At 61.4% G+C, this 15,280-nt stretch carries 10 protein-coding genes, 1 tRNA gene and 2 rRNA genes; all 13 read right to left on the reverse strand.

Going from position 1 to position 15,280, the window contains the following annotated elements; translation table 11 throughout:
- Positions 1 to 32: 32 nt before the first annotated feature.
- The 13 genes from K3724_RS17765 to K3724_RS17825 all read right to left on the reverse strand — a co-directional run bounded on the left by K3724_RS17765 (position 33) and on the right by K3724_RS17825 (position 15,045).
- Entirely contained in the window at positions 33 to 530 is a 498-nt protein-coding gene (locus K3724_RS17765; protein ID WP_259958015.1) for a TRAP transporter small permease, read from the reverse strand.
- Between the two features lie 61 nt (positions 531 to 591).
- A complete protein-coding gene (locus tag K3724_RS17770; RefSeq protein ID WP_259987801.1) occupies positions 592 to 1,662 on the reverse strand; it encodes a C4-dicarboxylate TRAP transporter substrate-binding protein in 1,071 nt (356 codons plus the stop codon).
- Between the two features lie 176 nt (positions 1,663 to 1,838).
- On the reverse strand, positions 1,839 to 3,359 hold the full coding sequence (locus K3724_RS17775; RefSeq protein ID WP_259987803.1) for a class I adenylate-forming enzyme family protein: 1,521 nt from the start codon (positions 3,357 to 3,359) through the stop codon (positions 1,839 to 1,841).
- Positions 3,360 to 3,382: 23 nt separating this feature from the next.
- A complete protein-coding gene (locus K3724_RS17780; RefSeq protein ID WP_259987805.1) occupies positions 3,383 to 4,387 on the reverse strand; it encodes a nitronate monooxygenase family protein in 1,005 nt (334 codons plus the stop codon).
- A 10-nt stretch (positions 4,388 to 4,397) separates the two neighbouring features.
- Complete coding sequence (locus K3724_RS17785; protein ID WP_259987807.1) at positions 4,398 to 5,177, reverse strand: oxepin-CoA hydrolase, alternative type; 780 nt, start codon at positions 5,175 to 5,177, stop codon at positions 4,398 to 4,400.
- On the reverse strand, positions 5,174 to 5,599 hold the full coding sequence (locus K3724_RS17790) for a PaaI family thioesterase (RefSeq protein ID WP_259987809.1): 426 nt from the start codon (positions 5,597 to 5,599) through the stop codon (positions 5,174 to 5,176). Before K3724_RS17790 ends, K3724_RS17785 begins: the two co-directional genes overlap by 4 nt.
- Positions 5,600 to 5,602: 3 nt before the next feature.
- Complete coding sequence (locus tag K3724_RS17795; RefSeq protein WP_259987811.1) at positions 5,603 to 6,733, reverse strand: acyl-CoA dehydrogenase family protein; 1,131 nt, start codon at positions 6,731 to 6,733, stop codon at positions 5,603 to 5,605.
- Positions 6,734 to 6,747: 14 nt separating this feature from the next.
- A complete protein-coding gene (locus tag K3724_RS17800) occupies positions 6,748 to 7,944 on the reverse strand; it encodes an acyl-CoA dehydrogenase family protein (RefSeq protein ID WP_259987813.1) in 1,197 nt (398 codons plus the stop codon).
- Between the two features lie 13 nt (positions 7,945 to 7,957).
- Entirely contained in the window at positions 7,958 to 9,136 is a 1,179-nt protein-coding gene (locus K3724_RS17805; protein ID WP_259987815.1) for an acetyl-CoA C-acyltransferase, read from the reverse strand.
- 11 nt (positions 9,137 to 9,147) lie between these two features.
- On the reverse strand, positions 9,148 to 11,241 hold the full coding sequence (locus tag K3724_RS17810; RefSeq protein ID WP_259987817.1) for a 3-hydroxyacyl-CoA dehydrogenase NAD-binding domain-containing protein: 2,094 nt from the start codon (positions 11,239 to 11,241) through the stop codon (positions 9,148 to 9,150).
- Positions 11,242 to 11,751: 510 nt separating this feature from the next.
- Positions 11,752 to 11,828 (reverse strand) — tRNA-Met (locus K3724_RS17815).
- 46 nt (positions 11,829 to 11,874) lie between these two features.
- A 5S ribosomal RNA gene (gene rrf, locus K3724_RS17820) occupies positions 11,875 to 11,989 on the reverse strand.
- A gap of 212 nt (positions 11,990 to 12,201) precedes the next feature.
- Positions 12,202 to 15,045 (reverse strand): 23S ribosomal RNA (locus K3724_RS17825).
- Between the last annotated feature and the right edge of the window lie 235 nt (positions 15,046 to 15,280).

Below are 15,280 nucleotides of genomic sequence, written 5' to 3' on the forward strand. Positions count from 1 at the left end.
CCTCGGCAGGTCTGTTGAATGTCAGATGGATGTCAGGTTTTGTGCAGCGCGATTTCGCCGCCGCGCAGCAGGGTCAGCGCATCACCGGCAGCCATCACCGCAAGCCGCAGCCATCCCAGCGCAATCCCAAGGGTAAAGGCCAGCCGCCCCGGCCATTGCGGCAGGTTCAGATCGCCGTAAAACACGCTGCCGGTCTGCCACTGATGCAGGAATTCCCGGCCGCCGGAATACAGGATCGGCGTCAGCGCCAGCAGGCCGAACAGGGTGCCGAACACTGTCAGCCACCCCGACACGCGCGGCGGCAGCAGATTGGTCAGAAACTCCACCGCGATATGCGCCCGTTGCGCGGTCGCGGCGGCCAGGGGCATCACAATCGCCAGAACCATCAGCTCGCGCACGATGACGATAGTGTCCGGCACCGAGCTGTTGAACAGGTTCAACGCCACCACATCGGCAAAGATCAACAGCGCCAGCAAGATGATAGCCGCAGCCGATACATCCACAAAAACCCGTTCCAGCCTGTGCAGCATCTTGTCCTCCCCTGGTACTGCCAGACGGCGCTGCCGCCGCCCGGCCTCTGCTTCGCACAGATCAGTTGCTGCGCGTCCAGGGATACCCCTTGGCTTCGAACTCGGCGGTGAATTCAGCCACCGCCGCGGTATAGGTTGCCATCAGCTGATCCGCATCCAGACCGACGCTGCGGGCGTTTTCCATCCAGTCCGCAATAAAGGGTTCCGCCGCCGCATTCAGTGCTGCCTTGTCAGCATCGCTCAGCTCGATGACCTCGATCTTGCGGGTGGTCTCGCCTGCGGTCATCGCCTTCATCGCCTTGCTGTTGGCCCCGGTCACGATCTTGGCGAACTGGTCCGCCAGTTCCTCACCCGCCTGCATCAGCACCTGCTGCTGGCCAGCCTCCAGACCGTCATAGACCTGTTTGTTCATGAACATGCCATAACCGCCGATCTGCCCCCAGTTCAGGACAGTATAGCTGTCGATCACCTCGTCCCATTTCAGCGAGGGCACGATGTAATCATAGCCCTGACTGCAATCAATCAGCCCGGTGTCCAGCCCCTGATAGGCCTCATAGACCGACAGGTTCACACGGGTTGCGCCCATTTCGCCAAAGACCTTGCCGTAAACGCCCGCGCCGCGGACCTTCTTGCCCTTGATGTCCTCAACCGAACGGATCGGCTCTCCGGCGCAGGCCACATTCACAGCCGAGGCGGTGAAGGTGCCGATATAGACCAGGTTCTGGCGGGCCAGATGTTCGGTGATCTGCGGTTCCGACCGCATCAGACGGTCGGCGGCACGCATGGCGACCCAAGCATTCGGCCCGCCGATGGGAAAGTCAGCCAGCGAATAGGCCGCCATTTCCTTTTGGAAATAGGCCGCAATGATCGAACCGGCATCCGCCACCCCGTCGCTGATCCCCTGCACTGCCGCGCTTGCCTTGAACAGCGCGCCGCCCCACTGGACATCCATCCGCAGATCGCCTGCCGACAGCTCGCCGATACGGCTGTTGTACCATTTCAGCGCGGCAGGAACCGTGCCCCGGTCCGGGCCGCTGTGGCCGTAGTAAATCACGGTCTCCGCAGAGACCGCCGTCGCGCCAAGACAGGCCGCAATGGTCAGCCCTCCCAGAATATTCCTGATCATTCCCATGACTGGCATCTCCTCCTCGAAAGCCATTCGCTTCATTTTACTATGTGGAATTTTAGCGCTCTGTCCAGAATTTTATTTCACATAATGGAATTTCTAGTGACTGCCTGCACTCGACCCGCAGCAGAACAGGACTTCCTCTTCTGCGCCTCTGCAGGACAAGAAATTGGCGCAGCAGATCAAACGGCTTCCGCCAGCTCGCTGGCAAAGGTCTCGATCAGTTTCGCTTTCAGGATTTTCCCAGTCGGCGCGGCAGGCAGGGCCGTAGCCACGATAATACGTGCCGGCCGCTTGTAGGGCGCAAGCCGGTCGTGCAGGAAGGCTTTCAGTTCCGCCTCTGTCACGCTACTGCCGGTGGCGGCGCTGACAAAGGCCAGAACCTCTTCATTGCCTTCAACGGTACGGCCCACCACGCTTGCCACCACCACATCGGGGTGCTCGGTCAGCGCCGCCTCGATCTCCACCGGATAAACATTGAACCCGGACCTGATGATCAGCTCCTTGGTGCGCCCGGCAATATGCAGCCGCCCTTCCTCGTCAAAGCGGCCCAGATCGCCAGTGCGAAACAACCCGTCCTCTGTCAGCGCTGCGGCTGTTTGCACCGGATCGCGGAAATACCCCTTCATGATTTGCGGACCACCCACAAGGATTTCGCCGATGCCTTCCTCCGGGGTGGCGCCCGGCGCCTCCAGATCCAGTTCAAGGGTGCAATCGCCCATTGCCAGGCCGACGCTGATGTCAGGATCGCCGAATGCGTTGCGGGTGGCACAGACACCCGCCGTGCCTTCAGTCAGCCCGTAACCGTTTTGCAGCGGCAGACCATAGAACGCCTCGGCCTCGCGTTTCCAGGCCGGATCCAGGGGCGCACCGCCAGAGGACACAAACCGCAGTTTGCCCGCATCATAGCGCGGCTTGCCGGCTGATCGGGCATAGTTGAACAGATGCGCATGCATCTGCGGCACTGCGGGCAGCAGGGTCACATCCTCCTGCAGCGCCTGGTACAGACGCTCTGCCGAGAATTGCGCCTCCATCCGCATCGCCGATTGCGCCAGGGTGACGGACAGCATGGTGACAAGCCCGAAAATATGGCTGAGCGGCAGCGCCAGATAGGTAACATCCGACTGCTGAATCCCCCGCACCTCGGCTGAGGCCGCCGCCCCTGCAATAAGGTTGGCGTGGGTCAGCATTGCGGCCTTGGGGGTGCCAGTTGTGCCCGAGGTGTAAAGCAGAAGGGCGGTCTGTTCGCGCCCGTCCTCCGACACCGGTTCCGGGGTGGCGCCGGCCCGCGGCATCAGGGCCGCCGCGCCAAAGGCACCCTGCACGTCCCGCGCGCCGTAGTGATCCGCATGAGCCCGTGCCGCCGCGGATGAGGCGGCTGTGAACATCACTGCACTGGGATCGGAGTGGGCAAAGATCCGGTCCAGCTCAGCCGTGGTCAGCCGCGCATTGATGGCAACCGCGGATGCATCCAGCAGGCTGGCGCCATAGAAGAACGCGATCACCTCGGCGCAGTTCTCAAACACCAGAACCACCCGGTCGCCGGACCGCACGCCTGCGGACTTCAGCTGCTCCGCCGCGGCATGTGCCGCTTGGGACATCTCCTGCCAGGTCAGGCGGCGGCCATCCTGATCCATCAGCGCCAAAGCATCGGGGCGGGCCCCGGCGGCTGCCTGCAGCAGCCCGTGTACGCGGTTATGCATGTCTTTCCTCCTCCCGTGCGCCCTCACGCTGCCAGGCCCAGCCGCCCGAAAACCGCCAGCGCCTCAGCCTCCAGCCGGGCGGTAATTTCGGCAAAGGGCTCCACCCTGTCGACAAACCCCAGCGCATGGCCTGCCGACAGCAGCCCCTGCGAGACGTCGCCAGTGGCATAGGCTTGGCGTCCGATCTTGCCGGATACATGCTTCAGCAGTTCCTGAATGCCGATCTCCGGATTGTCGCGCTCCAGCCTGGCAACCGTTTCGGTGGTCTGATTGCGCAGGCTGCGCACAGTGTTACGCACCGAGTGCATGGTCAGCTGCGTGTCCAGCTCGCTCGCATTCACCATTGCCTGCTTGTAATCCGGATGTGCGGTCAGCTCGCTGGCAACCAGGAACCTGGTGCCCATCACCACGCCCGACGCGCCCATCACAAGTGCTGCCATGATCTGCTTGCCGTGTCCGATGCCGCCGCCGATTAGCCAGGGGATAGTCAGCCGGTCCCCGGCCAGGCCTGCGTTGACCATGCTGCCAACCATATCCATGCCGGGGTGGCCGCCGCATTCGGCGCCGACAATCGACACCATATCAACCCCCACCTGCTCCGCCTTCACCGCATAACGCAGGCTGGGCACCTTATGCAGCACGGTGATCCCGGCATCCTTGAGGATGGGCATGAACGCCTCGGGGCTGCGGCCGGATGTTTCGACAAACTGCACACCTTCGTCCGCGATCAGACGGAACACCTCTTCGGTCTTCTCGCCCGGCACCAGCTTGGGGATCATCGAGACATTGACGCCGAAAGCCTTGCCCCCGCACATCTCGCGGCAGCGGCGGATCTCGGCGCGCAGATCCTCCATCTCGGGAAAACTGGCCGCAGTGATGAACGAGACAATCCCGGCCCGCGCCGCAGCCGATACATATTCGGCATTGGCCAGCCATTGCAGGCCGCCCGCCACAACCGGCAGCCGGTTGCCATAGGTCCGGGTCACGGCTGTATCGAAAATCGCCGGAAGCGCAGAAGTGTGCATCATGTCGGTCTCCTTACCGGAATACTGGGGAGGTTTTCTTGAGAAAGGCGCCGATGCCCGCCTGGGCTTCGTCACCGCCAAGGGCCTTCGCCATGGCATCGCGTTCATGGGTCATCTGGTCTTCGAAACTGGCGGTTTCGGCCTGGTTGAGCAGCTCCTTGATGTCCGCAATCGCCATCTCAGGGCCACGGGCCACCGCATCGGCCAAAGCTTCGGCCTGTGCCAGGGTACGCCCCTTGGGTGCCAGTTCCGTCACAGCCCCCAGCTGATGCATCCGCTCCGCGCTAAGCGGTTCTGCCAGCATCGCCATCCGTGCCACGGTCGCCCGCGGCAGCGCCTGCGTCAGCGCATAGGTGGCACCGCCATCCGGCACCAGGCCCGCCTTGACATAGGCCAGCGTGAACAGCGCTCCATCTTCCGCCACGATCATATCCGCCGCCATTGCAAGCGATAACCCAGCCCCGGCCGCGCCGCCTTCGACAGCTGCAATCACGGGCTTGGGGCAGTCCCGGACCGCACGGATCAAGGCGTTCAGCTTGCCGATCTGCACTTGCCGCTCCTCATAGGGCATCGCGCGGCGTTCCTTCAGCATGTTCAGATTGCCGCCGGAACAGAAGAACCCGCCCGCGCCCGCCAGGATCACCGCTGCAATCGCAGGATCCCACGCCGCCCGCGCCAGACCCTCCTGCAAGCCTTGGTAATACTCATACGACAGCGCATTGCGCATGCCTGTGTTGCAGTTCCAGATTATCAGGGTCCCACCGCGGACCTCATGCCGGTAAAGCGCGCTCATCCCGCATCCTCAGCTGCTGTCCCGCGCACCCGCTTGAAAACGCCGGTGGAGGCCGCAATCAGCCGCCCGGCCCCGTCCCGCAGGTCGCAAGAGACAAATTTGGTTGTGCTGCCGCCGCCGGTGATCCGGCCGGTCGCCCGCACGCACCCCTGGCGGGCCACCGCCAAATAATTGACGTTCAACGACAGGGTGACAAAAGGGGTGATCCCTTGCGGATCGCAGGTGAGGCTGGCGGTGATCCCGCTGGCCGTATCCAGCAACGTTGCCGCCACGCCGCCATGCAGGCTGCCCTGCCGGTTCAGATGCAAAGGCGAAATCTCCAGCACGCAATGCGCCTCAACCGCCTCCGGGTCGAGTTCAATGCCATAGCCCATCGCCTCAAACAGCGGGATCAGGGGCCTGTCGGGACGCACCAGCGGCATGTCTTACCCCGCCTTCAGCGCGATGAAGCGCTCCAGATGGTAATCCGTGTCGCCGAACAGATGGTCGATCATCGTCAGCCGGCGGGCGAAATGGGACAGCGCGTATTCATCGGTCATGCCGATGCCGCCATGCATCTGGATGCATTCCTCGGCCACCAGCGCTCCGGCGCGGCCAATCAGGTTCTTGGCAGCGCTGACGTGGATTTCGCGCAACTCCCGCGGCTGATCCAGATTGCCCGCCAGGTTGATCACGGCAGAACGCGCCTGCTCCACCTCGATCAGCATATCCGCCATCCGGTGCTGCAGCGCCTGAAACTTGCCGATCGGCATGCCGAACTGCTTGCGCTCCTTCAGATAGGCGATGGTCAGATCCTTGGCGGCCTCCATCGCCCCCAGCGCCTCGGCGCAAAGGGATGCCAGGCCGCGGGCAACAGCGGCTTCCAGCGCCTCCAGCCCGCCTCCGGCCGCGCCCAGCCGCGCCGTGCCTGCCAGCCGCACCCCGTCCAGCGCAACCGTTGCTGACGGTATGCCGTCCATATTGCGGTGACCGCTGACGGTCACGCCCGGGGTGTTTGCCGGCACCAGAAACAGCGAAATGCCTGCCATATCCGCCGCAGCGCCGGCCTCCCGTGCCGAAACCACCAGGGTCTGCGCCTCGGCGCCGTACAGCACATGGGTCTTGATGCCATTCAGAACGATGGCATCGCCATCGGCAGCAGCCGTGGTTTCCACGTGGTTCAGGTCATAACGCGATCCGGCCTCGCCTTGGGCCAGCGCGGCCACATGGGTTCCCGCGATGATCTCATCCGCCAGTCCGCGCTGGCGGCCGGTGCCAAACGCGGCAATCAGCCCGCCCGCCAGAACCGCCGGCAGCACCGGTTCGATCACCCCGGCGCGGCCCAGCTCTTCGAACACCACCATCAGGTCAAAGCCTTCGCCGCCGAAACCGCCCTGATCCTCGCGGAACATGGCCCCCAAAACGCCCAGATCGGCCAACCCGGCATAGATCCCGCTATCAAATGGCTTACCCGCCGCAATCAGTGCCCGACGGTTTTCATGTGAATACTTATCCGCCAGAAACCGCTGCAGCGTATCGCGGAGCATCATCCGTTCTTCGGTCAGATTGAAATCCATGTCGCCTGCTCCCGTTACAGCCCCAGAATGGCCTTGGTGATGATGGTGCGCTGCACCTCGTTCGAACCGCCGAAAATCGACAGCTTGCGCATGTTGAAATACGCAGGCGCCGCCGCCGCCGCATGATCCGGACCCAGTGCCGCTGCATTGCTGCCGCCATCCAGAAAATCAGGCTGGAACGGCAGCGCGTCCGGCCCCATCGCCCGGCGCAAGAGCGATGTAAGTTCCTGCCGGATCACCGTGCCCTTGACCTTCAGCATCGAGCTTTCGGCGCCGGGCGCCTGCCCCTTGGCCGCAGCCGAGACAACCCGCAGGTTGGTGGTCGCCATCGCCATCAGGTCGATCTCTGCCTGCGCCATGCGGGCCGCGAAATGCGGGTTTTCCGCCAGCGGCCGGCCGCCGGACGCCACCCGCCCGGCCACATGTTTCAGCGTCGTCAGCAGCGCGTTTGAAAAACCGACCCCGGCGATATTGGTGCGCTCATGGGTCAGCAGGTACTTGGCATAGGTCCAGCCCTTGTTCTCCTCCCCCACCAGGTTCTCCGCAGGCACCCGGACGTTGTCAAAGAACACCTCGTTCACTTCCGGCTCGCCATCGATCAGCACGATGGGGCGCACCGTGACTCCGGGCGTGTTCATATCGATCAGCAGGAAGGAGATGCCTTCCTGTTTCTTGGCATCCGGATCCGTCCGCACCAGGCAGAAAATCCAGTTCGCGTGCTGGCCCAGCGTGGTCCAGGTTTTCTGGCCATTGACCACATAGTGATCGCCGTCACGCACCGCCCGGGTCTTGACCGCCGCCAGATCGGAACCTGCGCCCGGCTCGGAATAGCCCTGACACCACCAGTCCTGCCCGTTCAGGATGCGCGGCAGAAAGCGCTGGCGCTGCTCTTCAGATCCAAACGCCAGCAGCACCGGCGCCAGCATCGACAGGCCGAATGGCAGGCTGCGCGGGGCATGGGCCAGACAAGCCTCTTCTTCAAAGATATGGCGCTGCACCGCGTTCCATTCACAGCCGCCATAGGCCCGCGGCCAGTTCGGCGCCAGCCAGCCGCGCGCATTCAGCAGGCTGTGCCACTGCTCGACGTCCGCCTTGGCCAGCCGCTTGCCCAGCCGCACCTTCTCGCGCAGTTCATGCGGCAGGGTGTCGTTCAGCCACTGGCGGACCTCTGTCCGGAACGCCTGTTCTTCCTTGGTGTAGTTCAGATCCATCGCCTATTGCCCCTCAGAAGATTTCAAACAGGCCGGCAGCACCCATGCCGCCGCCGATGCACATGGTGACAATGCCCAGCCTGGCGCCGCGCCGCCGCCCTTCCAGCAGCAGGTGCCCGGTCATCCTTGCACCGGTCATGCCAAACGGATGGCCGATCGAGATCGAACCGCCATTGACGTTGCAAATCTCCGGGTCGATCTCCAACCGGTCGCGGCAGTAGAGCGCCTGCGAGGCGAAGGCCTCGTTCAGCTCCCACAGATCAATGTCGCTGGCCTTCAGCCCGTGCCGTTTCAGCAGGCGCGGCACCGCGTAGACCGGACCGATGCCCATTTCATCCGGCTCACAGCCTGCCACAACGAACCCTTTGAACGCACCCAGCGGCTCGGCGTCTTCGCGTTCGGCCACGGCACTGTCCATCAGCACCAGCGCCGCTGCCCCGTCGCTCAGCTGCGAGGCATTGCCGGCGGTGACGAAATGCCCCTCACCCTGCGCCGGGGCCAGCCCGGCGAGCCCCTCCAGCGTGGTGTCCGGCCGGTTGCAGTCGTCCATGGCAAAGGTCACCTCCTTACGGGTGATCTCGCCGCTTTCCTTGTCCTTGAAGGCCTGGGTCACAGTGATGGGCACGATTTCCTCATCCAGACGGCCCGCAGCCTGCGCCGCTGCCATGCGCTGCTGGCTGGACAGCGCCAGTTCGTCCTGCGCCTCGCGGCTGATGCCATAGCGTTCGGCGACAATGTCGGCAGTCTGGATCATCGGCAGATACAGCTCGGGCTTGTTCTCCTGGATCCAGCTTTCCTGCGCCTGCGGCGGGCGTGCGGGCGGCATCTGACTGATGCTTTCCACCCCTGCCCCGATCGCGGCCTGCGCGCCCTCCATCACAATCGAATGCGCTGCCATTGCCACCGCCTGCAAGCCGGACGAGCAGAAGCGGTTCACCGTGGCCGCGGAAACTGACACCGGCAGCCCTGCGCGGATCACCGACTGGCGGGCGATGTTGGACCCGGTCCAGCCCTCAGGGTAACCGCAGCCGACCAGCGCGTCCTCAATCAGGTCCGGCGCAATGCCGGCACGCTGCACCGCGTGGCTGATGGCATGGCCTGCCATGGTGGCGCCATGGGTTTCATTGAAGGCGCCGCGGTAGGATTTGGCCAGACCAGTGCGCGCAGTGGAGACGATGACCGCCTGTTTCATTGAGAACTCCTTCAGGTGTTGAGGCTGCCGAATGTCCGGCCTTCGGCGGCCAGCCGTTCCAGCAGCGTCGCAGGCTGCCAAAGCAGGGGATCTTCCTCGTGGAAGCGGCAGATATCCTGCAGGATGCTGTCCAGCCCGTTGGCATCGGCATAATGCATCGGCCCGCCGCGCCAGCGCGGAAACCCGTAGCCGTTCAGCAGGGTCACATCCACATCCAGCGGTCGCAGCGCGATACCGTCCCCGACCACGCGGGCGGCCTCGTTCACCATCGCTGCCATGTAACGGCTGATGATCTCATCTGCGCCTATCGTCCGCGGTGTGATGCCCTTGGCGGCGCGCTCTGCTGCGATGATTTCTTCCACCTCAGGATCAGGCTGCGGCCCGCCGGCGCCTTCCTCATAGATGTAAAACCCGCGCCCGGTCTTGCACCCGAACCGGCCCAATTCGCACAGGCGGTCGGCAAACTCGGGGTAGGTTTCCCTTGGATCGCGCTCAGCCGCCAGGCGCTTGCGGTTGGCCCAGCCGATATCCAGCCCGGCCAGATCGCCAACGGCAAACGGCCCCATCGCCAGACCAAACCCGGTCAGCGCCTTATCCACCGCATAGGGGCTGGCCCCGGCCAGCACCATGCCGTAGACCGCCTTGCTGTAATGCGACAGGATCCGGTTGCCGATAAAGCCGTCGCAGACGCCCGCGCGCACCGCCACTTTCTTCAGCCGCTTGGCCAGCGCAAAGCCGGTAGCCACCGCATCAGGGGCGGTATCATTGCCCACCACAACTTCCAGCAGCCGCATCACATGCGCGGGCGAGAAGAAATGCAGCCCGATCACATCCTGCGGGCGGCTGGTCATTGCCGCAATCCGGTTCAGATCCAGATAAGAGGTGTTCGAGGCCAGAATGGCGCCCGGCTTGCAGACCTCATCCAGCCGGGTGAACACGTCCTTCTTGACGTCCATGCTTTCAAAGACAGCTTCGATCACCAGATCTGCCTGTGCGAAATCCTCGTACCGGGTGGTGGTGCGGAACGCTTGCGCTAGAATGGCATCGCGCTGCGGCGCTGCCAGCTTGCCGCGTTTCACAGCACTCTCCAACATCCTGCCAACGCTGTCTGCCGCCCTGTCTGCCGCAGCTTCGTCGCGCTCGGCCAGGGTCACATCCAATCCGCTCAGCAAAGCGCTGACAGCAATCCCCGCCCCCATAGTGCCGCCGCCAACAACGCCCATCCGATTGATTGCGCGCGGGTCAACACCTTCGATTTCCGGCAGTTTCCCAACCTGGCGCTCGGCAAAGAAAGCGTGGATCAGGGCGGTGCTCTGGTCCGAGGCCATCAGCCCCTGAAACAATGCGCGCTCTTTCTTCAGCCCGTCCTCGAACGGCAGCGACATCGCCGCCTCCACTGCATCGAGGCAGGCGATTGGCGCAATCGCCCCGCGTGCGGCCCTGGCAACTTTGGCCCGGACGCCCTCCAGTTCCGCCGGCTCCAGTATATTGCACAGCAGGCTCCCGGCCGGGCGCGGCTCCTTGCCTGCCGCGATCAGCTCCCGGGCAAATTCGATACCTTCGGCGCGGGCATCGGTGCCGTCCGCCACCCGGTCAATCAGCCCCATGGACAACGCCGCATCGGCACTAACCGGCTTGCCGCCGGTGATCATCCGGACCGCATCTGCCGCCGGGATCAGCCGCGGCAGGCGCTGGGTTCCGCCTGCGCCGGGCAGCAGCCCCAGCGACACTTCCGGCAGGCCGAGACGGGTGCCCTTCACCGCGATCCGGTAATGCGCGCCCAGGGCCGCCTCCAGCCCGCCGCCAAGCACATTCCCGTGCATCGCCGCAATGACCGGCACCGGCGCCGCCTCGATTTCAGTGATCAGATCCGGCAGGAACGGCGCCAGCGGCGGCTTGCCGAATTCGCGGATATCCGCGCCGGCAAAGAAACTGCGCCCCGCGCAGCAGATGACAACAGCCTTGGTTTCCGCGCGGCTCAGCGCGGCCCGCAAACTACCCTGCAGACCGGCGCGCACCGCATGCGAAAGCGCGTTCACCGGCGGGTTGTCCACTCGCACAACAGCAACGCTGCCATCCATTGTCAGATTAACCTGGTTTGCCATCCCGTTCCTCCGCCCGTTGTTCGCAGCATCTCTTGGCTTGGGATTCTGAGTAGCAATTTCAATTTCTAATTTCAATATGTAAAATTATATTCCTCTTTGCGGAATTCTCCTCCGCCGAGACGCTGCTCATCCGCAAGGTCACACAGGACGCGACGGAGAAGGCGAGCCAGCACGCGTCAACTGCCAACCGTGTTGCATGTCGGCCAGTCAGGTTCCGGACCAGGGCCCATAATGAAGGTCCGCTTCTGCAGTCGGTCAAGCATCCGAGCCTGTCGCCGCGGTACCGGGAGCTGATCGGGGACCTGGCTGGCGCCCTGAACGCTCCGGATGTGCGGCGGGAGGCGGCGGCGTCGCTGCGGGCGCTGATTTCGGAGGTGCGGATGGTTCCCGACAGTGCTGCGCCGGGCGGCCATCAGCTTGAACTTGTTGGGGAATTGGCGGGGATCATGCCTTTGGGTCGGCCTGAATCGAAAAAGCCCCCGCTGTTTGCGGAGGCTTGGTCGTAAACGTTGGTTGCGGGAGCAGGATTTGAACCTGCGACCTTCAGGTTATGAGCCTGACGAGCTACCTGGCTGCTCCATCCCGCGTCAGGTTTTTTTGAGACCGTATTGAGAGATATTTGGATTTTACTAGGTTTGGCGGTGACCTACTCTCCCAGGGCTTGAGCCCAAGTACCATCGGCGCGACAGTGCTTAACTTCCGGGTTCGGGAAGGGACCGGGTGTTTCACTTGTGCTGTAGCCACCAAACCGAGAAAAATCCAAATACCGAAGGCATTTGGATTTTTCTCGTGTGGCGGTCGGCAGCGTATTTACGAAGTAAATGCGCGAGAGACCGCACCTGAGTTATGTCACGGGGACATTACCAAATGCGTTCGGCTGCAATCAACGTTGTCCAAGCGTTTGTATTATGGGATGTGTTTGCTTGTTTGGTTTTTCCGTAACACTGTCTGTTACTGGATCAAATCAAGCCTATCGGGCGATTAGTACCGGTCAACTGAATGCATTGCTGCACTTACATCTCCGGCCTATCGGCGTGGTGGTCTTCCACGGCCCTCAGGGATACCTTGTTTTGAGGGGGGCTTCCCGCTTAGATGCCTTCAGCGGTTATCCTGTCCGAACATAGCTACCCTGCACTGCTGCTGGCGCAACAACAGGTCCACCAGTGGTTCGTTCACCCCGGTCCTCTCGTACTAGGGGCAACTCCTCTCAAGTATCCTACACCCACGGCAGATAGGGACCGAACTGTCTCACGACGTTCTAAACCCAGCTCACGTACCTCTTTAAACGGCGAACAGCCGTACCCTTGGGACCTGCTCCAGCCCCAGGATGAGATGAGCCGACATCGAGGTGCCAAACACTGCCGTCGATATGGACTCTTGGGCAGTATCAGCCTGTTATCCCCGGCGTACCTTTTATCCGTTGAGCGATGGCCCTTCCACTCGGGACCACCGGATCACTATGGCCGACTTTCGTCTCTGCTCGACTTGTCAGTCTCGCAGTCAGGCTGGCTTCTGCCATTGCACTCAACGAGCGATTTCCGACCGCTCTGAGCCAACCTTCGCGCGCCTCCGTTACTCTTTAGGAGGCGACCGCCCCAGTCAAACTACCCGCCACGCAGGGTCCCGGATCCGGATAACGGACCGCGGTTAGATATCAAGAGTGCGAAGGGTGGTATCTCAAGGGAGGCTCCACCGCGACTTGCGTCACGGTTTCGATGCCTACCACCTATCCTGCACATCACAATCCTGATACCAGTGCGAAGCTGTAGTAAAGGTGCACGGGGTCTTTCCGTCTAACCGCGGGAAGCCTGCATCTTGACAGGCAATTCAATTTCGCTGAGTCGATGTTGGAGACAGCGGGGAAGTCGTTACGCCATTCGTGCAGGTCGGAACTTACCCGACAAGGAATTTCGCTACCTTAGGACCGTTATAGTTACGGCCGCCGTTTACCTGGGCTTCAATTCGGAGCTCTCACCCCTCCTTTTAACCTTCAGGCACCGGGCAGGCGTCAGACCCTATACGTCGTCTTGCGACTTCGCAGAGCCCTGTGTTTTTAATAAACAGTCGCCACCCCCTGGTTTGTGCCCCCGGATTCCACTTGCGTAGGACCCGGGCCTCCTTCTCGCGAACTTACGGAGGTATTTTGCCGAGTTCCTTCAACATCGTTCTCTCAAGCGCCTTGGTATTCTCTACCTGTCCACCTGTGTCGGTTTAGGGTACGGTCTGATGGAGGGCTATTTCCAGGGACTGATCAGCAGCCCATTCAATCCGATAAGGATGAACTACCTTCACAATCCGTCACATCCTCCTGGCCCACGAATATTAACGTGGTTCCCATCGCCTACGCCTTTCGGCCTCGGCTTAGGGGCCGGCTTACCCTGCTCAGATTAGCTTTAAGCAGGAACCCTTGGACTTTCGGCGAGAGTGTCTCTCACACTCTTTGTCGCTACTCATGTCATCATTCTCACTAGTGATCTCTCCACGGGATCCCTCACAGGCCCGCTTCATCGAAAGCTCCTTGCGTCCAATTCTTCCCGCAGGAAGATAAGGACGCATGGAACTATGTCACACTACGCTCTGCTACCATGCACTATGTGCATCCTCGGCTTCGGCTCATGGCTTGAGCCCCGTTACATCTTCGCCGCAAGACATCTTGATTAGACCAGTGAGCTGTTACGCTATCTTTAAAGGATGGCTGCTTCTAAGCCAACCTCCTGGTTGTTTTGGACGTCTCACCTGCTTTCCCACTTAGCCATGAATTGGGGGCCTTAGCCGGAGGTCAGGGTTGTTTCCCTCTCCACGACGGACGTTAGCATCCGCCGTGTGTCTGCCATCTAGTACTCCCGGGTATTCGGAGTTTGGTTAGGATCAGTAAGCCTGTGGGGCCCCATTACCCATCCAGTGCTCTACCCCCCGGGGTATTCGGATGACGCTCTACCTAAATAGATTTCGCAGAGAACCAGCTATCTCCGAGTTTGATTGGCCTTTCACCCCTAGGCACAGCTCATCCCGATCCTTTTCAACGGATGTGGGTTCGGTCCTCCAGTGCGTGTTACCGCACCTTCAACCTGGCCATGCCTAGATCACTCGGTTTCGGGTCTGATCCCACAAACTCATTCGCCCTATTAAGACTCGCTTTCGCTGCGCCTACACCTAACGGTTTAAGCTTGCTTGTGAGACCAAGTCGATGACCCATTATACAAAAGGTACGCTGTCAGCCCTCAAGGGGCCTCCAACTGATTGTAGGCGTTCGGTTTCAGGTACTGTTTCACTCCCCTCGCCGGGGTGCTTTTCACCTTTCCCTCACGGTACTGGTTCGCTATCGGTCAGTAAGGAGTACTTAGCCTTCGGAGGTGGTCCTCCGATCTTCAGACAGAATTTCACGTGTTCCGCCCTACTTAATACGTCCCTCAGAGCTTAGAATACGGGGCTGTCACCCGCTATGGCCATGCTTCCCAACATGTTCTTCTCACTCATCAGGCTCGGCTGGTCCGCGTTCGCTCGCCGCTACTAACGGAGTCTCTATTGATGTCCTTTCCTCCGGGTACTTAGATGTTTCAGTTCCCCGGGTTTGCTCTTATAAACCTATGTATTCAGTCTATAAGTACCTGGTTAAGCCCATTATAAGCAGCCATCCGGAATGAACCGGCGGCTATTATAACAAACTTTCAGGTGGGTTCCCCCATTCAGAGATCTTGGGATCAAAGCCTATTCCCGGCTCCCCCAAGCTTATCGCAGGGTATCACGTCTTTCATCGCCTCTTACTGCCAAGGCATCCACCAAACGCCCTTCTCGCGCTTGATTTGATCCAGAAAAAGAGAGTGTTCTAAAACACGCTCAGCTGCGGAAGCTGGTAAGAAACCGCAGCATGTTTTCCTGAACCAAAAAGCAAACTATCCCGCTCCCGGCCACAATTGCGACCAGGAACTTATTGCATGATCATGCGATCATGCGGGTTCAAATCCTTGCGGATATTGAACCGGGTTAGTGTACTTGACTTGGACAACACTGTCTTTTCAATCAGGCAGACTTCAGAACG

The sequence above is a fragment of the Leisingera sp. M658 genome (assembly GCF_025144145.1).
GTDB lineage: Bacteria > Pseudomonadota > Alphaproteobacteria > Rhodobacterales > Rhodobacteraceae > Leisingera.